The organism is Rheinheimera sp. 1928-s (genome assembly GCF_029269265.1).
In the GTDB taxonomy this organism is placed as follows: Bacteria; Pseudomonadota; Gammaproteobacteria; order Enterobacterales; family Alteromonadaceae; genus Pararheinheimera.
Genome location: NZ_JARIXP010000005.1, coordinates 21,833 through 41,534 on the forward strand (window position 1 = coordinate 21,833; position 19,702 = coordinate 41,534).

The following is a 19,702-nucleotide window of genomic DNA, read 5'->3' on the forward strand; positions in this document are numbered from 1 at the left end:
GGAGACAGGTTACTATGTAACAAATTAAAAAGTAACACCAAGCCATCAACTAAAGTTACTTTGTACCAAATAAAATCGAAAGTAAATATCAATGTGGCGCTATTACAGTAATTTACACCTAATGGTATAGTAAAAAACGAACATAACTCACAGGTAAATGTTATGAAGTACCAAAGTATAAAGCATAAATCGGCCAGTCCGTTGCCGCTATCAAGGGTTCTTAATCTGCTGCAACAGGACATTTGCCTGCCAGCTGCCGTGCTAAAACAGCAAGCCATTGTGCATAATCTGAACTGGATGCAAAGCTTTGCCAACCAAAGCAAAGTACTACTGGCCCCTCATGGTAAAACCAGCATGACGCCCTGGCTGTTCCAGCAGCAACTCGCAGCAGGTGCGTGGGGCTTAACAGTAGCGACGGCATATCAGGCGCAAACAGCCGCCGATGCAGGAGCCCGCCATATTATTCTGGCCAATCAATTGGTGGGGAAGGCCAATATGGCGCTGATAGCAAAGCTGCTGCAAGACGGTACTGAAGTCTATGTTTGTGTTGATCACCAGGCTCAGGTTCAGGCGCTGTCAGATTTTTTCCGGCCATTGCAGCTGAATATCGCTGTGCTGATTGAGCTTGGAGTGAACGGCGGACGTTGTGGTTGCCGTACTGAAGCTGACGTCATTACGTTAGCCTACCAAATCAACAGCCTGCCTGCAGTTCAACTGGCAGGAATTGAGTTTTATGAAGGTGTAGTCAAAGGGCCTGAACCAGAACAGGGTGTCCGGCATTTGGTCAGGCAAGCCGCTAGCCTGATGCACAATTTCGCAGATCTGCAGTTGCTGCGGTACCCAACTCAACTCATCAGCGGTGCAGGCTCAGTCTGGTATGACGTGGTAGCAGAAGAGTTAAGCGCGGCGGCTTTGCCGGAGCAGGTCAAACTAGTGCTTCGGCCAGGTTGTTATATCAGTCACGACGAGGGTATTTATCAGCAAGCGCAAAAGCAGGTGCTGGCACGCAGCGCTCTCGCTTGCTCACTTGGAGAGGATTTACAAAATGCGCTCGAGCTTGCGGTTTATGTGCAATCTTTGCCGGAGCCTGGCCTTGCCGTTTTAGGTTTTGGTAAAAGAGACGCTGCTTTTGATGCAGGTTTACCTCAAGCCACGGCCTTATACCGGTATGGTTTGTTATTGACCAATCAGCTGCAAAATTGCGAAACCATCAAAGTGATGGACCAACATGCGTTTTGGTCTTATGACGAAAGGGTTCAACCACAGATTGGCGATATTGTGCTTCTGAGCACCTCACACCCCTGCTTAACTTTTGATAAATGGCGCACTTTATGGGTGGTGGACGAAAACTATAATTTGCTGCAAGAAGTAGATACATATTTTTAAGACTGCCAAAAATAAAAAAGCCAGTCACTTACGACTGGCTTCTTTAACTAAAGCAACGGCTTATAAAGAATGTTTAGACAACACGCCCGGCTTGAAGCTATCCACACTGATCGAGCTGAAACGTAATTCGTTCATGCGCACCAGTTGCTTGGCTTCATCTGCGTTAATGACATTCAGTTCCAGAGCCTTGGCGATCAGCTGCTCCATTGGAATTTTACGTGGCACAGTGCCTTGCTTTTGTGCAGCGTAAATCTTCTTCATGATAGGCTGGGCTTCGTGCACTGCAATAAAAGCAGATTCCATTAAACCTGTTGGGTCTTCATCACCTTCACCAATAAAGCATAAGTGAGTTAAGCGGTCACGGATCACACCTGGTTTTAATAGCGCATCAGAAATTTCCTGAGTCACTGCATCGGCAGGCATTTTGTAGCCAATACCAAATGGGAATACCAGAGTTTTTAATAAACGGGCGACCACAGCGCTTGGGAAGTTTTGGAAGAAACCAGAAAAAGCTTTACCAATTTCAAACAGGTTACGTTCGATGGAGTAACGTACAAAAGGTAAGTCTGCCACCTGACGGCCATTGTCTTCATAAAACTTCAGCACGGCAGAAGCGATATACAAGTGACTTAATACGTCGCCTAAACGGGCAGACAGCATTTCTTTGCGTTTTAAATCACCACCTAACATCAGCATGGAGAAGTCAGCACTTAAGGCCAAAGCACGGCTCATACGACTTAACTGCTTGTAGTATTTAGCGGTTTCACCAGACACAGGGCTTGAGTTAAAGCGACCCAGGGTTAAACCCTGCCACAGCGCGCCAAAAGTATTACCCAAGGCAAAACCAATGTGTTTGATCAGCAAACTATCGAACTGTTGTAAGCCCTCTTCCGCATTTGGATTGGCTGCCGCTTCTAATTCCTGCAGTACGTATGGATGGCAACGGGTCGCACCTTGTCCAAAAATCATCAGGTTGCGGGTTAAAATATTGGCACCTTCTACCGTAATAGATACAGGCATGCCCATATAACCATGAGCCAGATAGTTTTTAGGACCGACCTGAATAGCGCGGCCTGAGTGAATATCAAAGGCATCGTTTAACAAAGTACGGGACATCTCAGTCATATGGTACTTGGCGATAGCAGTCACTACAGATGGGCTCAGGTTTAAATCAATGGCGCCGGCTGTCATGACACGCATCGCTTCTAAGCTGTAAGTGTAAGCACCAATACGGCCTAAGCTTTCCTGCACCCCTTCAAACTTACCGATAGCCATACCAAACTGCTGACGCACATAAGAGTATGCGCCCGTCATGCGGGTGGCTAAATGGCCTGTGGCTGTCGCCAGAGCAGGTAAGGAAATACCACGACCTGCTGACAAACATTCCACCAGCATACGCCAGCCGCGGCCCGCGTAATCCGGACCACCGATGATCCAGTCAATAGGAATAAATACGTCTTTACCGTAAGTGGTACCGTTCATAAAGGCCATATTCATTGGGAAATGGCGATCCCCAATTTCAACGCCTTCATGACTGGTTGGGATCAAAGCACAAGTGATACCCAATTCAGTTTTTGCGCCTAACAGGTTTTCCGGGTCATACAGCTTAAACGCCAGACCTAATACAGTCGCCACTGGGGCCAGCGTGATATACCGCTTATCCCAATTCAGACGAATACCCAATACTTCTTTGCCTTCAAACTGGCCTTTGCAAATCACACCCGTATCAGGAATACCACCAGCGTCAGAGCCAGCTTCCGGGCCTGTTAAGGCAAAACAAGGCACTTCTTTACCTGCAGCTAAGCCTGGTAACCAACGGTCTTTTTGTTCTTGAGTACCGTAGTGCATTAAAAGCTCGCCCGGGCCTAAAGAGTTAGGCACCATCACAGTCACAGCAGCAGTTAAGCTGCGAGTGGCAATGCGGGAGACAATAGTTGAGTTAGCAATAGCAGAGAATTCACGGCCACCGTAGCTTTTTGGGATAATCATCGCAAAAAAGCCGTTGTCCTTGATGTATTGCCAAACCTCAGGCGGTAAATCACGTTGTTCTTGCACAATTTTGTAGTCGTCCAGCATCTTCAGCAGGGTTTCTACTTCATTGTCCATAAAGGCCTGCTCTTGTGCAGACAATTGTGCTTTTGGAATAGCATGCAGCTTTTTCCAGTCCGGCTTACCTTGAAACAAGTCACCATCCCACCACACATCCCCTGCTTCCATCGCTTCACGTTCAGTATCAGACAGTGGTGGTAAAATTTTCTTAAAAATACCAAAGACTGGTTTGGTAATAAGGTTACGTCGAATGTCGGCTACACCCAGCACAACAATCAACACCACCAGCAGCAGGATCAAAATTGACATATAAAGGTCCTTTCCAAAAAGATTAGTGAGTTTGACCGGATAAAGTTAAAGGTGACGCAATACCAGCGGCTAAATAAGGAATAAGCCTGTGGATCACGCCTTCTATTTCTACATTTTCATTAAAATCTGCCGCTGCAATTTCCTGCAAAGCTTGGTTCGATGCCATGGTAAATACCACAGTGCCGAGGGAAAAATGCAAACGCCAGAAGATTTCACTGGCTGGTAAATCAGGGCAAGCCTGCTGCACCAGCAACACAAATTTATCCAGAGTACGGCCATAGTGATGATTAAAAAACCAACGCAAATGCCCTTGCACGTCGGTATAACCCCGGCCAAGCAGTTGCAAAAACATCCGGGTACCGTGATGCTGAACTTTATTTAACTCCAGCAAAGGTTTGATAAAGACCGAAAGCACTGCTGTTAAATCATTTTGTTTCTGACATGCCAATAACTGGCTGAACTCCTGGTCCAGTCGCGGCATCAGTACTGACAAATACCGCTGCAATACCGACTGGATCAGCTCTTTTTTTGAACCAAAATGATAATTCACCGCTGCCAGATTCACTTGCGCCATACCAGTAATTTGCCGAAGTGAGGTATCAGCAAAACCGGTAGAGGCAAAAAGTTGCTCCGCGGCGTCCAGAATTTTGTCCTGAGTTGTTGTTTTATTAACCATAGCCCTGACTAAATTAAAACACTTGTTTGAAATGTACGTTTGAAAAAAAACACTGTCAAGCCAGCAACAGATAAAAAGCCGAATCTGGTCAGATGAGCAACAGAAATCACCTGAAAATTACAAGAGACCAACATATTCACTACAAATTTAGCCCTTTATAGGTGCAAAAACTGTTGCTTACAGATTGGTTAAAAAAAGCGCTTGACATCAATGACAGGATCAGACAATTTTGAAGCATCCAAAAACCACTCAATCAATAGGAGAGTAAAATGCAACGTTGTGCTGCAAACCCAAACAGCTACTACTGCTCTACCTATTACCTTTCCGAGTGGTTCAATAATTAGAACAACTTCTGCCATAGCCAGAAGTGTGTTCGTTTGGCCCCTGTTTTACAGCCATCACTAACACCCTACTTATTTGCATGCTGACAGCATTTTTCAGGCCTTGATCCGTCTGTTTTCTGCTGCCGCTGTCTGATTTGCTGCGCTTCTTGCTCTGGCACGCCCTTTTTTTGTCCGAAAAAAACAGATTGCCATCAGGCAACATCAACACCAGAGGAAGCAACATGTCACAACATAAAAAAATGAAGCTCAGTAAAATTGGATTAGCAACCTTGTGTGCGCTGTTTGGCGCATCACAGGCGCATGCGCAACAGGCTGAAGCAACAGAGCAAAATAACGAAGCAAACATAGAAAAAATTGAAGTTACAGGTTCACGTCTTAAAGGTGTGGATATGGAAGGCGCCAACCCGCTGCAAATATTCAGCCGGGATGACTTAGCAAAAAAAGGCTACGACAGTGTAAGCGCCTTTTTACGGGATTTACCTCAGGCATCAAGCGCTGGTACCTTCACTGAAAATGGTGGTGTTGCAGGCAATGACGGCACACCAGCAGGTGCTGCAGGTGTCAGTTTACGCGGTTTAGGCTCAAGCTCTACTTTGGTGCTGGTCAACGGCCGCCGTGTCGCAGTGGACTCATTCACCAATGGCTTTGACTCTTTTGTGAACGTCAATGCCATTCCAATGTCAGCACTGGAACGGGTTGAAATTCTGACCGACGGTGCTTCATCGGTGTATGGCTCAGACGCTATCGCTGGTGTGATTAACTTTATTCTGCGTAAAGACTACGAAGGCCAGGAACTCACAGCCTCTTACGGCGATGACACAGCAAGCAGCGATTTCCGTAAATACAACCTGACCTATACAGGTGGTTTCAGCACTGACAACAGCAATACCACAGTGGTGGTCGACTACTTTGATAAGGACGCGTTGTTTAATGCAGACCGTCCTATCGACGTGACTTTTAAGTCCAGTACCCGCGTCACCATAGACGGCAGCGATTACGCCGAGCCATGGTGTGGCACTGCCACCAGCAATGGCGGTACACGCTGTCAGTACGATTATGTCAACGAAAGGGCAATTCAGCCGGACAGTAAATCTGTAGGCGCAACGTTGAATCACATTTACCGTTTAGGCAATGACCGCGAGTTTTTTGCTGAAGCTATGCTGCAACAAAACACAGGTTCAGCCTACGACTCAGCCGCAGCTTTTGATGTGCGGGTAGCAGGAAACTCAGCGTCTGTGCCGCAATGGGCCGCAGATCTTGATGCAGAAGATGGCGAAATCAATCAAATCCGGATCCGCTCTCGTTTTCCAGAGCGCCGTATTCAGGACTATGACAGCCAAAGCTACAGATTATTGGCAGGCTTACGTGGCGAAATGGGCGACTGGTCATGGGAAACGGCAGCAAGCTACGGTAAAACAGATAATGAAATTACGCATGTCCAGGGTTATATGGGCAGAGACAAAGTTGCTGACGCCCTGGCCAATGGTAGCTTTAATCCTTTTAACCTCGGCCGTGACAACTCAGCTTCTGTGATTGCCGGATTACGTGAAATTGCGCCTCGCATCGGTGAATCTGATGTCTACTCAGTCGATTTCAACTTCTCAGGTACTTTATTTGAGGACATCAGTGCGGTATTTGGTGGTGAATTCCGTGGTGAAGAAATTTCCGACAACCCGGCTGAAGTGGCACAAAGCGGCGGAATTTTTGCGTTAGGCGCCAGTGATGCAGCAGCAGATCGCACTCAGTATGCACTTTATAGTGAGTTTAATATCCCGTTGACTGAAAAACTGGATGCTATTGCAGCTTTACGTTACGACCACTACAGCGATTTTGGTGGTGCCGTTAATCCGAAACTGTCATTACGTTACCGTGCTACTGAAGATTTAATCTTACGCAGTTCCTGGAGTACAGGGTTCCGTGCCCCTTCGTTGTCACAGTTAGGTGCTGGTACTTCGTTAACAGCTAACTATATCGACTGCGGTTCTGGTCAACCATTTGATGCGCTGTGCGGCGACTTTGGTGCTACTGCAGGTGAACTGGAATTTGATCAGGAAACCTTAGGTAATAAAAATCTGGATGCAGAAAGTTCTGAAGCCATCAATATTGGCGCGTCCTGGAACCTGACTGATGATTTGCAGCTTACTATCGATTACTGGCATTACACCCATGAAGATATTGTGGATGTAGACGCTAATACTACGTTACGCGCCTGTATCGCAGGATCTGCGCCTGTGGTTGATGACGAAGCCGATCTGAACGGTGAGTTTGGTTGTGTTGTTGATGCCGGTAACGATTTAACCTTTTTACGCACAGGTTTCTTTAACGTAGGCAGCCAGGAAACAGACGGGGTCGACTTTAAACTGAACTACAAACTGGCCACCAGCAATGCAGGTGATTTTAAGTTCACTATCGCGGGTACCCGCACTTTATCTTATGAGCGTCAGATCACTGCCGATAGTCCGGCTGAAGATTTGTTAGGCAAACTCAGTGGTGCAGCTGAAATAGCCCGCCCTGAATTTGTCGCAGATGCCGGCACTGAATGGCGTTTAGAAAATTGGAATGCCAGCCTTGGCGCACATTACATCAGTTCATTAGGGGACGGTGACTTTAAGTTTGACAATGAAACCGTCGACTCATGGCTGACGTACAACGCCAGCCTGGGTTATGACATCAGCGACAACCAGAGCCTGTTACTGAGTATCCGTAACCTGACAGACAAAGAGCCACCTTATGCCTCTTCACCTACCAATGGCTACGCCAGCTCAGTCCACGACTGGTTAGGACGTCACTGGACTTTGCGTTACTCAGTGAAGTTTTAAGTTTTCTTCTACCTGGATGAAGTTAAGGGCCTGCGATTGTGCGGTGCCCTGTTTTTTTCCGGTCTTTTCTGACAGCAAGCCCCGGCTTGCTGTTTTTCTATCGCAAACTTTGGTGGAAAAGACTAAAGGCGCTAGGTTTCACTATCGGCATTCAATATAATGAGAACTATTCTTATTACATCAATTAAGTGAATACATGATGGCTTTTCGTAGTGTTATTGCCTTGGTCAGCCTGCTGGCCTTACCTGCTGTCGCTTCAGATAAATTAATCCAATACATTGAATACATAGGTGCTGATTACAGTGCTGCTGTGGTGGATGGCAACATTGTCAGTGAAGCTGAATATGGCGAAATGCAGGAGTTTTCGTCGTTAATAGCCGAAGAAGTCTCCACAGCGCCTGCTGCTTTGCAGCAGCAATCAGCCCAATTAAGACAACTGATCGCAGCTAAAGCAGCAGAAAAAGATATTCAGGCCTTAACCGCAACTATGCGTCAGGCCGTTATTGCCGCTATGCCCTCTATTCCGCTGCCAAAACAAAGCCCGGATCTAAAACGAGGGGCTGCTTTATTTACGACCAATTGCGCGGCTTGTCATGGTGCTACAGCTATGGGAGATGGCCCTGCCGGAGCACAGCTGGACCCTGCCCCAACCAACTTCCATGAAATGGAACGTTATCAGGCCCGCAGCGCTTATGGTTTATTTAATACCATTACCTTAGGTGTGGCAGACACAGGCATGGCGTCTTTTGCGCATTTAGATGAACAAAGCCGTTGGGATCTGGCCTTTTATGTCGGTCATATCGCCAGTAAAAGTATGGACACCAGCAAAGTGCCAGATGCCATGGTTGAAAACGGTGCAGTAAAAGACTTATTAACTGCCACTCCTAAAGATGTGAGTCAGCTTTACCCTGACTTTGGAGCAGAGCTGATGAGTCTGTTCCGAAGCAATCCAGAACGGTTTTTTCAGGCAAAAAGTAAAGATCCGTTAGTGATAGCTCAGCAGAAATTACAACTTTCTGCTGACATATACGCACAAAACCCACAAGCAGCTTACGATCAGGCGGTGTCGGCTTATCTGGATGGTTTTGAACTGGTAGAAAACCCCTTAGGCACAGTCAATGCCCCGCTTCGCGACCAAATCGAACACAGCATGATGGGCCTGCGTCAGTTACTTAAAGATCCAGATCAAAAAGATGCGGTTGCACCTCGTATCGCCGAAATCCAAAGCCTGTTAAAGCAAGCTCAGACTGAACTGTCGGAAACCCAACTCAGTGGCATCAATGTGTTTTTAGCGGCGCTGCTGATTTTATTACGTGAAGGTTTAGAGGCTTTATTGGTGGTAGCAGCTATTTATAGCGTGGCGGTAAAAACCGACAAACCAGCCTTACGTCACACAGTGCATATTGGCTGGATTGGCGCTTTGGCCTTAGGTGTTGTCACTTGGTTTGTTTCAAGTTATGTCATTGATATTTCAGGCGCTTCTCGTGAGCTGACTGAAGGTTACACAGCACTGATTGCCGCCGCTATTTTGTTCTATATGGGATTCTGGATGCACAGCAAAATCAGCGCCAAAGAGTGGAGCCACTTTATTCAGAGCAAAGTACAAAACGCCGTATCAGGTGGCGCGTATTTTGGTTTAGGTCTGGTGGTGTTTTTAGCGGTATACCGTGAAGCTTTTGAAACTATTCTGTTTTATCAGGCCTTGTGGTTACAGGGCGGCGAACAGGCGCAGCAAAGCTTTATTGCAGGTATAGCTGCAGCTTTGGTACTGCTGGCCATTTTAGCTGTAGCTGTCTTTAAGTTTGCACTGAAACTACCACTGAAAACCTTCTTTGGCAGCACTGCACTGCTGATGCTGGTGTTGGCCATTGTTATGGCAGGTAAAGGCATAGCGGCACTGCAAGAAGCTGGTACTTTGTCGGTTAGTCAGTTGAACCTGCCGACTATCAGCTGGTTAGGCTTTTATCCTAATACTCAGGGTGTGATTTTACAGTCGGTTTTAGTACTGATTGCTTTGGTGTATCTGGTGCGCAGCCGCAAAGGTTAAGCCAACTAGCCGAACGTAAAAAGCCGCATCATCTAGCGGCTTTTTTTCTACTCTGTTTTTAACAATTGTCCCAACAACTCACAGTCTGTTTTTTGCTGTTCTGCGTAGTCCACACAAGCCTGCACTAATGCATCTGTCGCTTTAGGTAAATACTTCACTACGGCGTGTTCAAAGCGCAATGATCGTCTGTCGCCTCTGCTGTGGGATAAAGCCAAAGCACGGCCACAGGCTTCTGCATATTCTGCCAATTCTTCGCCCGGCGCTTTTTCGGCAAAACACACATCTTCCGGATCCACATCCACGTTAGCGTGATGCAGTGACCGCACCAGATAATGGGCGCCATTCCAATAATGTTCATCCAATACCAAATCAGGGCGACGCTGCATTAAGCGCTGACAGTCCACAGTTAAATGAGCAGCATTTAAACGGTTCACAGGGCTTAAGTCAGGGAAAAAATACAAAGGCGCTGCGTCCCGCTGTTGTTTGGCTTCGATCAAGTGACACAAGGCCAAATCTTCTTCTGAATGGATGTCTTTTGGACCTACCAACAAATAATACCGCTGCATATTTAACGAACCGGTGCCAGCGCCCTGACGGGTGACAATATCTAAAATATCGTCACTGACATAAGGCCGGAATGTAAATTCCACTTCCTGATATAGCTCTGGGCTTAAACGGCTAAATTTCACCGGGTCTTGCTTAAAGGTCAGAGGGCGCGCTGATAAATCCGCTACTTTGGCAAGAGTGCTTTTCCGCAGAAAGTCTTCGCCTTTGGCAGAGCGTTTAATGGCTTTTTTCAGCACGGGCTTTAATACATGGTTTTTCGGAAAATCATCCAATACCGAGTATCGCAACTCTGGTTCTTCCAAAATAGCCTGACATTGATCCACATAAGAGCTTAAAAAGCTGCGCACTGCGGCAACGGCATCTTTGCTTGTAACAACCTCAAGTGAATTCAGCTCCAGTTCGTCAGCAATGACATAACGCCCCAGTTTAATGCCCTGACAATAATCTGCGGCCAATAGAATGCTGACGGCAAGACGGCTCCAGTCCCACACAGCCTGGCCAACACAGGCATCGTCAAAATCATTGGGAGCAAATATCACTCTGTCACCAGACGAACCTTCTTCGGTAAAAAAGCCAAAGTTGGATAAATGACAATCCCCGATCACGCAGGTTAGCGGGATTTTTGTCGTGAGCAGCGCAGGTAATTTCAGCACTGAATTTTTGATATCGGCATAAAACAAACCTGAGCTGCCCCGTAAAAACCGGAACGGGTTCATCGCCATTTTCTGATGCTTCATCAGCACAGGATCAAGACCTGGCGCTATCGAATCTGTGCGTTTAAATTCCTGTTGTAGCTGGCTAATACGTTGCTCTGTGTCTGACATAAGCTTCTTTGTCCATTCCCTATTTATTCATTTTAATACTACGCTATCCAGTCACTTTGCATGAAGTAGTACTGTGCTGGTATTTGTAACAAAATCTCCTGCAAAGCTGGCTGGATTTTTCCTGAAACTGCACCATACTGCATTCGTTTCCACAAAAGGAAATCAGGTCAGAACACTTCAGGGAGTCTTGTATGAAATATTTGCTTTTGAGCTGTATGGTGATTCTTGCTGGCTGCGGCCACTCCAAGCACGAAGCCGAAAAACCTAACGACAGCTACCAACCTTTTCCAGCCAGTTATGGTTATATGGAAAACTTGCCAGCACTGCAAGATGCAACGGATAAAGGTGATAAAGCCGTGATCCGCGCTCATGGCTGGAAATTATGGGCCGGCATCATGCAGCCCGATACACAAACGGGCTGGCCGCTTTGGTACAGCTGGCCAAACACCAGTGCAGCTTTTGCAACCACAGCCCAACAACTGGCGGCTGCTGGTGCAGTGCCTCAAACTCAAACCACAGCCGCTGCTGCAGTTTCTATTACACAAAAAAATAAACGCCATGTGGTGAACGTCAATACCAATGGCCCTTTTTACCCGGTGCGCAACGAAGTCATCAAAGCTTACCCAAGCGCGATAGCCCAAACAAAAGACGGCCCTGTGGTGAAAGATGGCAAAAACTTTCAGAGCAACGGCGACATCATGATCGCCACCGAGTCGTTAAGTGCATCGGCTATGGCCACCATCCGCAAAGAGCAACTGTATCTGGCTGCCACTTTAGATAAAAAGCACCAGCAAGGCGTAAAAATGCTGGGGATGCCAAAAGACTTTATTGTCACGAAGCATATGTACTGGCCTGTCAAAGCCCAGGGCATCACGGCTTTACCCGTCTGGAAAAACAATTATCCACCCAGTTTCACCGACTATGCAGGCTACGAGATGTGGGATACGGTCGTAGGCATAGATCCATCAGGCAAGTCAGTGGGGCAATACAAACCGGTGACGGCTTTTTATGGCATTAAAGAGCATGACAAAGTAACAGACTGGCCCACCCGCAAAGCTATGGCCTTGGTGTACGGCCTCGACCGATTTTATTTCCATAAAGTCACGCAACAAGACTGGGATAACTTTAACGATGCCGACAAAGCTATCTTAAGCGCAGCCAGCTATTGGTTGAGCAATAAAGCTTTTGAAGTAGGTGATTATCTGGTCACTGTGGCTATGCATATCAATACCAAAGAGCTGCCTAGCTGGACCTTACAAAGTGTCTGGTGGTCGGATGAACCGGATAAAGGCATCTATGCCGCCAACAGACCTGCCATCCCGGCGGCGCAAGGGCCATGGCACCATTACTTGATGACTGACTCTTACGCTGTGCCACCCAATGCCAAAGGTGAACTGGATATAGCAGTCAATCCTTATATCGAAGGTGTGATCCACCCTATAGCCACCAGTTGCCGTAACTGCCATGTCAGAGCGGGCTGGCCTGAAGGCAACACCAAAGGTACCGCCAGCTATCAAAACCCTGACTGCCCTGAGTTATTGGCCTATTTAACGCCCAAAAGCCAATGCCTGGCACCGCTGACCTTGTCTGATTATTTATGGATCATTCCAGATAGGGCTGTAGCGCCAACCAGCCCCTAACCCCTGTTCAAAAAAGCCTGGTCCTGATAAGGCCAGGCTTTTGCTGCTTTGCTCCGAAAAACTGAAAAAACAGCTTACCGCTCCAGCACAATCCGATAACGGGCTTTGCCACTTTCCAGATGAGCTATCGCCTCATTAATCTGGTCAAACTTGAACATCTCCACCACTGGCTGAATATTGTGTTGTACCGCAAAATCCAGCATTTTTTTGATGGTCGCCGGGCTGCCAACAGGTGAACCAGACACGGAACGCTGCGCCATAATTAGGCTAAATACGTTCAGATCAAGCGGTTCCAGGGTGGCTCCAACAAAATGCAAACGGCCTTTAGGCTTAAGAGTGGACAGGTACAGGTTCCAGTCTAATTTCACATTCACCGTCGTTAAAATAAAATCAAAACGCCCTGCAGCGGCAGCTATTTCATCGGCATTTCTGGAATTAATACAATGATGAGCACCTAACTCTTTAGCTTCGGCAGTTTTACTTTCGCTGGAGGTAAAAGCTGTCACTTCACAGCCAAAAGCACGTAAAAATTGCAGCGCTATATGGCCTAAACCACCAATGCCTATCACTGCCACTTTATCGGTCGCTTTAACATCAAACTGCACCATTGGATTAAACACTGTAATGCCACCACAAAATAAAGGGCCTGCGGTTTTTGCATCCATGCCTTCAGGCAAAGCCACTACGCTGGCTGCATTAGCCCGTACTTTATCGGCAAAACCACCGTGGCGACCGACAATAGTGCCTTGGGCTGTTGCGCATAAATTATGATCGCCGCTGCCACAACTACTGCACACCTGACAATACCCCGAATGCCAGCCAAGCCCGACCACCTGCCCAACGTTGAAATGACTGACATCGGCACCTACAGCAGCAATACGGCCTACAACTTCATGGCCAGCCACTAAGGGATAAGACGACATGCCCCACTCGTTATTGATCATCGATAAGTCGGAGTGGCAAATACCACAATAATCCACATCAATTTCAACATCCTGACGCCCTAAAGGGCCAGGGTCGAACTCAATCACAGCTAAAGGAGACTGAGGTTTTAATGCTGCATAAGCTTTGATCATAGGAATTCCTGTAAAAAGAAAGGTGAAGTGAAACAGCTACGCCAAGAGTATTGGTCAGGATCAATAAAGTGACAGTGCAGTTGGTCGCATAACGCATCTGTTTAATCACTTTCTGCTGATCCTGTTGCTTTAGCCGAAGATAACGCCCTCTTGTTGAGTGTTTTTTATACAGCAAGCACTGTATCTTCCAGTCGATTCAGGTATAATCCGCGCACTTTTTTTCCGGCCCTTTTACTTTGCAGGATTTACATGACAGTCGAAACCTTTGACCCATCACAAACCACCACACTGGAAACGCCAGTGAAAAGCCTGACGGCTCAGGCGCAAGCCAATGGCTCAGGCGCAAAAATCGGGTTTGTAAGTTTAGGTTGCCCAAAAAACCTGGTGGACTCAGAGCGCATTCTGACTCAGTTAAAAACTGAAGGTTATCAAATAGTTCCAAGCTATGACGATGCAGCTTTGGTGATAGTCAACACCTGTGGTTTTATCGACAGCGCAGTGCAGGAATCTTTAGATACCATAGGCGAAGCTTTGGCTGAAAACGGCAAAGTGATAGTGACCGGCTGTTTAGGTGCCCGTGAAGACGAAATCCGTGAAGTGCATCCAAATGTTTTAGGTATCACTGGCCCTCATGCTTATGAAAATGTATTAAAGCAGGTGCATGAATTTGTGCCTAAGCCAAAATACGACCCTTTTATGCAATTAGTGCCGGATCACGGTATTAAATTAACGCCTAAGCATTACGCTTACTTAAAAATATCTGAAGGCTGTAACCACCGTTGTACCTTCTGCATTATTCCTTCGATGCGTGGCGACTTAGTCAGCCGCCCTATTGGCGAAGTGCTGGATGAAGCGGCACGTTTACAAAAAGCCGGCGTCAAAGAGCTGCTGATTATTTCTCAGGACACCAGCGCTTATGGTGTGGATGTGAAACATCGCACAGGCTTCTGGAATGGCCAGCCGGTAAAAACTTCAATGCAGTCTTTATGCGAAGCCTTAGCCGATTTAGGCATTTGGGTTCGCCTGCATTATGTCTACCCATACCCGCATGTGGATGATGTGATCCCATTAATGGCGCAAGGTAAATTATTGCCATACCTGGATATTCCATTCCAGCATGCCAGCCCGCGTATTTTAAAACTGATGAAACGCCCAGGTCAGTCTGACCGCGTCTTAGAGCGCATCAAAAAATGGCGTGAAATCTGCCCTGAACTGACTATTCGTTCTACCTTTATCGTCGGCTTCCCAGGCGAGACAGAAGAAGAATTCCAGGAATTATTAAACTGGTTAGAAGAAGCTCAGTTAGACCGCGTAGGCTGCTTTAAATACAGCCCGGTCGAAGGCGCAAAAGCCAACGACTTACCGGATCAAATTGCTGAAGATGTTAAAGATGAGCGTTATCACCGCTTTATGGAAACTCAGCAGCGCATCAGCGCCGCCCGTTTACAGAGCAAAATTGGCCGTACTATCAAAGTATTAATAGATGAAGTGGACGATGAAGGTGCTATTGGCCGCAGCTTCGCTGATGCTCCTGAAATTGACGGTGCTGTGTATTTAAACGGCGAAACTTCATTAAAACCAGGCGATCTGGTGGATGTAGTGATTGAAGAAGCAGACGAATACGATTTATGGGGCAGCTTGATCGAACAAGAGGGCTGAGTAATTAGCAGCTATTGCCTCATACCGCATTAAAAAACGGCCGGATGGCCGTTTTTTAATGCTTTGGATTTGCTTAGAGTGGCTAAAGCGGTTAAGTAACATCAGCACCAAAGACGATACGGTTTCGTCCATCCGCCTTGGCCTGATACAAAGCATCGTCGGCATCTTTTAGCAGCTCAGTCAAATCACGCAGTGCATCAACACAAGTGGAGCCCCCCACGCTAACCGTCAATTTGACCGGTCTGGCTTCTATCTCCCAGGCATGATGAGCAATACGCTCACATAAACGCTGGCCTATTAAAGCCGCTTGCTCAGCGCTGGTATTCGGCATCAGTACCGCAAATTCTTCACCGCCCAGCCGACCTATTAAATCAGAGGTTCGCAGCCCTATTTTCAGTAAGTCGGCTACTTTTTTCAGTGCCATATCGCCAATTGCATGGCCCCATTTATCGTTGATCAATTTAAAGTGGTCCAGATCAATCATCAACACCACCACACTATGCTGTTGGCGTCTGCTGTTTAACAAGGTTTGATTGGCTCTTTTTAAAAATTCACGGCGGTTCAGTAATTGAGTTAAGTCATCCAGCTCTGTCAGGCGCAGCAACTCATTCTCAGTGTGAGAAAACGACAACAGTGGCAACATAAAACCTGTGCTGGTGGTTAACAATACATGACCCAGCAATACCCATTGCAGGCTGGGTAAAGCTAAAGATCTAGCGTCTTCACCAATCAGAGGTATCACCAAAAAGAACTGCAGCACCATCAAAGCTGCATGCAAAGCAAAAAACAATTGCAGCACATAGACAGGAAAAACCGGCGTTAAACGGGCTTTTCTCAACAGCACAATGGCATAAATAAATACCACTGCAATGCTTAAGGAAGTTAACGCAGTTGAGGCATTATTCACCTGATACAACATACTTAAAGGCAACAGGTACAGAGCAAACAATAAAGCGGCTTGTTGTCTGGAACGTGCGCTCAACTGACCCCGTAAAAACAACACCAAACCTGTTACCACTAAAGCCGGTGACAATAACAATAACAAATCTGCCAGCAGATAAGTCAGCAGCGGCTGGTCGATATAAGCTCTGGCACCAGCGGCACACCCCCCGGCAACAAAGACAAAACAAGCAATGGACCATACCAAAAAACTTTGATCATGGCGGCGTAGTACGTACACCATAGCCAAATAGAAGCCAATCATCAGATTGACCACTAAGGTTAACAGCATCAGCGTGGGTAAATGCAGTTCAAATCCATGAAAATTAATGACTAATTACTCCGTTGTCCCATTATTTCGGCAGTATAGCCTTTGATGTTTCAGTTATACAAACAACTTACACTGCCGGTAACAAAGTTTAACTGCCTGGATTAAGTTGTATCTCTTCATCAATAGACAGCAGCCTGGGTGCCGGCAATACCCCATCCAACTCAATCAGTCTTTCACTCAATTGCGCCACTCTTTGGGTTAAACCAAAAATAATTTTGTCTTTAATGGCTGAGCGTACTCTGTCCGGCAAACGCTGAAAACTGTCAGTATCTATTTTCATCAGCACCATATCAGTTTCAGCAACCACTGTTGCGCTGCGCGGTTCATTACAAATAAAACCTACTTCACCAACAAACTGGCTGGGCAAGAGTTGTCCTATCTGGTGCTGCCGATGATAAACCAGAGCTTGTCCGGACAAAATAATATAAAAAAATGGCTCGTAACCCCCTTCTTTGATCAGCGCCTCCCCCTGACTGCATACCTCAAAAGCTTTGGGCATAAGCAAAATAAGTTCTCTGTCGGCAGGCTGTAAATCTTTAAACAATGGGATTCTGGCCAGAATTTCCATTAACCGCAATTTATTGGTATAGCTCACGTGCTACTCCTTGGTGTTTTCCCTTGAACCCATGCTGGCGGACAAGCCCTGATAACGCTGTGGCGCATCGCGGCTTTCCCGTTCCAACTGACGTTGCAGCTCTTCCCTGCTTTGTCTGAGCAGTTGAATGTAGTTCTTTTCATCCTGCTGTTCACGAACCAACTGCATTTTATCTAGCAGCTGATAGTTGGCAGCTCTGAACCGGTCGGCCAGTTCTTTGGCTTCATACTGCCCCATACCCAGTACAGACAATACATCTCTGCCCTGCCGCAAAGAGGCTTCAAACAGTTCACGTTCTATATGTTGTACTCCCATCTGGCGCAGCTGATACATATGCGCCACATCTTTGGCTCTGGCCATCAACGTTAAATGAGGGAAATGCTGCTTAGCATTAGTGACTATGGCATTGATAGCCTGCGCATCGTCTACTGCTATCACTAACACTTTGGCCCCGGCAGCGCCAGCCGCTTCCAGCACGTCCATGCGACTGGCGTCGCCGTAGTACACCTTAAAACCAAATTTAGTCATGGTTTGAATAGTGTCTGAGTCGTGATCCAGTACTGTAGGCACTACGCCATTGGATAACAACAAACGACCTAAAATCTGACCATAACGGCCAAAGCCAGCAATAATCACCGGGCTTTCGCTGTTCTCCACATTGCTGTCCTGCTGCTGTACCTGGTTTTGCTGACGGGCAGCCCAGGCATCCTGTAGTTTCWTCAGCAACGGCGATACCGCAATAGACAAGGCAATCACTAAATTCAGCGTGGCACCTTCAGTGTCCGTTAACAGTGCTCCTGCTGTGGCCAAAGCCGCCAACACAAAAGCAAATTCGCTGCCTTGCCCCAACAATACCGCGTAACTGAAACGCTCAGGCCCGGCAATTTTTAACACAGTAGCCACGCCATACAATAGCAACAACTTTAAACCGACAAACAGCAGCAATAACAGACTGATCAGTTGCCATTGTGAGCTTAACAATTGCATATTGATGCTGGCGCCAATAGTGATAAAAAATAATCCTAAAAACAGGCCTTTAAATGGTTCTAAGTCGGCCTCTAACTGATGACGAAACTCTGAGCTTGCCAACAGCACGCCGGCAATAAATGCGCCTAAACCAGCCGATACACCAACAGCCGTCATCAGCTCCATCACACCAATTACCAGCAATAAAGCCAGGCCTACAAACAACTCACGGGAACCATAATGTGCCACCCAGTGCAGCAAGTAACCAATCAGATAACGACCCGTTAAAACAACAGCCACTAAAGCAGCCAATGCAGGCAAGGCTTTAAATTCTGCKGTGCCTTCTGAAGGCGCTATTAAACTCACCCCAATCAATAGTGGAATAGCTACCATATCCTGCAACAACAAAGCACCAAATACCGACTGCCCTGTGTGCGTGCCCATCAAATTGCGATCTTTCATCAATTGCACCGCCACAGCGGTAGAAGATAAAGCCAGAGCTAAACCAATAAAAACCGACAACGCATAGGACAAACCCAGTAAAAAAGTAGCGACGGCGATACCTAAAGCGCAGACCACAAACTGCAAGGTGCCGAACAAAAATACTCTGTGCCGCATAGCCCAGAGCTTTTTCGCATCCAATTCCAGCCCTATGCTAAATAACATCAACACTACGCCCAGCTCTGCCAGCAGTTTAATGTCATCGGTACTACTGGCTACAGCCAAACCAGAAGGGCCTAAAGCAATACCTGCCAACAAATAGCCAAGGACCACACCTAAACCAAAACGTTTGGCTAAAGGCACTACCAGCACCATGGCGGCCAGATAAATCATCAGATAAGTAAGCACATTAAGATGCATGAGGAGCCCTGTCGTCGTTAGCTAACGTAAGTTGTTCCAGGCCCTGGCGAAATAACTCAGCGGCTTGAGTTGCAACTGTTGTATCTGTTAATTCAGGCAACATTAACGGCTGTTGCCACCTCATGCCACAAGACAAGGCCAATTGGCGCAAAGGCGTAAACATGCTTTGCTGATAACAAGGGTCCAGTTCATGATGACTGGCCACGGCATGAGTAACCAGCCAAAAGCTTTTCCCCTGCAGTGACATCACGGCTTCACCGGCATCATTTTTGCCATAAGCCCAGCCATGCTGAAATACTTTATGCAGATACTGCACTAGCAAAGCGGGCGGTAGGCCGCTCTGCATAGGGTAATGCAAAACAATAGCAGCACTGCTTTGCAGCATTTTTCTTTCCAAAGCGACGTCAATGTAAAAGTCCGGATACAACTGATACAGCTCGCGCAGCTCCAGGCCGGGCCAATGCTGCACAGCATTCAGCATCATTTGTTCCAGTCGGGCATGGTGAGCATAAGGATGAGCATATAACAAACTGATCATAACTGGCTGATTGTCCTTTAAAAGCAGTGACTACAGTGTTTATGAGTGCAGCGGATGTGGCAAGTTGAATCCAAGG

Annotated in this window: 13 protein-coding genes; 5 read left to right on the plus strand and 8 right to left on the minus strand. The window is 46.9% G+C overall.

All coding sequences use genetic code 11. The annotated features are described in order from the left end of the window. Positions 1 to 162: 162 nt before the first annotated feature. The gene (locus tag P3C17_RS13125) at positions 163 to 1,386 is read left to right on the plus strand and encodes an amino acid deaminase (protein ID WP_300929871.1); all 1,224 of its coding nucleotides are present in this window, start codon (positions 163 to 165) and stop codon (positions 1,384 to 1,386) included. A 60-nt stretch (positions 1,387 to 1,446) separates the two neighbouring features. Here P3C17_RS13125 and P3C17_RS13130 read toward each other — a convergent pair whose 3' ends face one another. Next, a complete protein-coding gene (locus P3C17_RS13130; RefSeq protein ID WP_300929872.1) occupies positions 1,447 to 3,744 on the minus strand; it encodes an acyl-CoA dehydrogenase in 2,298 nt (765 codons plus the stop codon). Between the two features lie 22 nt (positions 3,745 to 3,766). After that, the gene (locus P3C17_RS13135) at positions 3,767 to 4,420 is read right to left on the minus strand and encodes a TetR/AcrR family transcriptional regulator (protein WP_008898770.1); all 654 of its coding nucleotides are present in this window, start codon (positions 4,418 to 4,420) and stop codon (positions 3,767 to 3,769) included. Between the two features lie 565 nt (positions 4,421 to 4,985). On the opposite strand from P3C17_RS13135, the gene P3C17_RS13140 reads away from it, so the two are divergent. Both P3C17_RS13140 and P3C17_RS13145 read left to right on the plus strand, forming a co-directional pair. Next, on the plus strand, positions 4,986 to 7,583 hold the full coding sequence (locus tag P3C17_RS13140; RefSeq protein ID WP_300929873.1) for a TonB-dependent receptor: 2,598 nt from the start codon (positions 4,986 to 4,988) through the stop codon (positions 7,581 to 7,583). Positions 7,584 to 7,779: 196 nt separating this feature from the next. Next, a complete protein-coding gene (locus P3C17_RS13145) occupies positions 7,780 to 9,630 on the plus strand; it encodes an FTR1 family protein (protein WP_300929874.1) in 1,851 nt (616 codons plus the stop codon). A 47-nt stretch (positions 9,631 to 9,677) separates the two neighbouring features. Here the strand turns inward: P3C17_RS13145 and P3C17_RS13150 are convergent, their stop codons facing one another. Further along, the gene (locus tag P3C17_RS13150; protein ID WP_300929875.1) at positions 9,678 to 11,021 is read right to left on the minus strand and encodes a DUF2252 family protein; all 1,344 of its coding nucleotides are present in this window, start codon (positions 11,019 to 11,021) and stop codon (positions 9,678 to 9,680) included. 191 nt (positions 11,022 to 11,212) lie between these two features. On the opposite strand from P3C17_RS13150, the gene P3C17_RS13155 reads away from it, so the two are divergent. Then, complete coding sequence (locus P3C17_RS13155) at positions 11,213 to 12,661, plus strand: hypothetical protein (RefSeq protein ID WP_300929876.1); 1,449 nt, start codon at positions 11,213 to 11,215, stop codon at positions 12,659 to 12,661. 74 nt (positions 12,662 to 12,735) lie between these two features. Here P3C17_RS13155 and P3C17_RS13160 read toward each other — a convergent pair whose 3' ends face one another. Further along, a complete protein-coding gene (locus tag P3C17_RS13160; protein ID WP_300929877.1) occupies positions 12,736 to 13,737 on the minus strand; it encodes an NAD(P)-dependent alcohol dehydrogenase in 1,002 nt (333 codons plus the stop codon). Between the two features lie 249 nt (positions 13,738 to 13,986). Between P3C17_RS13160 and rimO the strand changes: the two genes are divergently transcribed. Next, complete coding sequence (gene rimO, locus P3C17_RS13165) at positions 13,987 to 15,396, plus strand: 30S ribosomal protein S12 methylthiotransferase RimO (RefSeq protein WP_300929878.1); 1,410 nt, start codon at positions 13,987 to 13,989, stop codon at positions 15,394 to 15,396. A 91-nt stretch (positions 15,397 to 15,487) separates the two neighbouring features. Here the strand turns inward: rimO and P3C17_RS13170 are convergent, their stop codons facing one another. From P3C17_RS13170 to P3C17_RS13185, 4 genes are all read right to left on the minus strand, one after another. After that, on the minus strand, positions 15,488 to 16,627 hold the full coding sequence (locus P3C17_RS13170; protein WP_300929879.1) for a GGDEF domain-containing protein: 1,140 nt from the start codon (positions 16,625 to 16,627) through the stop codon (positions 15,488 to 15,490). Between the two features lie 127 nt (positions 16,628 to 16,754). Then, a complete protein-coding gene (locus tag P3C17_RS13175; protein ID WP_300929880.1) occupies positions 16,755 to 17,261 on the minus strand; it encodes a cyclic nucleotide-binding domain-containing protein in 507 nt (168 codons plus the stop codon). 3 nt (positions 17,262 to 17,264) lie between these two features. Beyond that, positions 17,265 to 19,088 carry a cation:proton antiporter gene (locus P3C17_RS13180; RefSeq protein ID WP_300929881.1) on the minus strand — a complete coding sequence of 608 codons (1,824 nt, stop codon included), beginning with the start codon at positions 19,086 to 19,088 and terminating at the stop codon, positions 17,265 to 17,267. Continuing rightward, positions 19,078 to 19,626, minus strand: a complete 549-nt coding sequence (locus P3C17_RS13185; RefSeq protein WP_300929882.1) for an NAD(P)H-dependent oxidoreductase — start codon at positions 19,624 to 19,626, stop codon at positions 19,078 to 19,080. The genes P3C17_RS13180 and P3C17_RS13185 overlap by 11 nt, the downstream gene beginning before the upstream one ends. Positions 19,627 to 19,702 lie beyond the last annotated feature (76 nt).

What these genes read in the sequence shown, in the direction of transcription:
- P3C17_RS13125 (WP_300929871.1), top strand. Translation starts at nt 163, where the DNA reads ATGAAGTACCAAAGTATAAAGCATAAATCGGCCAGTCCGTTGCCGCTA.
- P3C17_RS13130 (WP_300929872.1), bottom strand. Translation starts at nt 3,744, where the DNA reads ATGTCAATTTTGATCCTGCTGCTGGTGGTGTTGATTGTTGTGCTGGGT.
- P3C17_RS13135 (WP_008898770.1), bottom strand. Translation starts at nt 4,420, where the DNA reads ATGGTTAATAAAACAACAACTCAGGACAAAATTCTGGACGCCGCGGAG.
- P3C17_RS13140 (WP_300929873.1), top strand. Translation starts at nt 4,986, where the DNA reads ATGTCACAACATAAAAAAATGAAGCTCAGTAAAATTGGATTAGCAACC.
- P3C17_RS13145 (WP_300929874.1), top strand. Translation starts at nt 7,780, where the DNA reads ATGATGGCTTTTCGTAGTGTTATTGCCTTGGTCAGCCTGCTGGCCTTA.
- P3C17_RS13150 (WP_300929875.1), bottom strand. Translation starts at nt 11,021, where the DNA reads ATGTCAGACACAGAGCAACGTATTAGCCAGCTACAACAGGAATTTAAA.
- P3C17_RS13155 (WP_300929876.1), top strand. Translation starts at nt 11,213, where the DNA reads ATGAAATATTTGCTTTTGAGCTGTATGGTGATTCTTGCTGGCTGCGGC.
- P3C17_RS13160 (WP_300929877.1), bottom strand. Translation starts at nt 13,737, where the DNA reads ATGATCAAAGCTTATGCAGCATTAAAACCTCAGTCTCCTTTAGCTGTG.
- rimO (WP_300929878.1), top strand. Translation starts at nt 13,987, where the DNA reads ATGACAGTCGAAACCTTTGACCCATCACAAACCACCACACTGGAAACG.
- P3C17_RS13170 (WP_300929879.1), bottom strand. Translation starts at nt 16,627, where the DNA reads ATGCTGTTAACCTTAGTGGTCAATCTGATGATTGGCTTCTATTTGGCT.
- P3C17_RS13185 (WP_300929882.1), bottom strand. Translation starts at nt 19,626, where the DNA reads ATGATCAGTTTGTTATATGCTCATCCTTATGCTCACCATGCCCGACTG.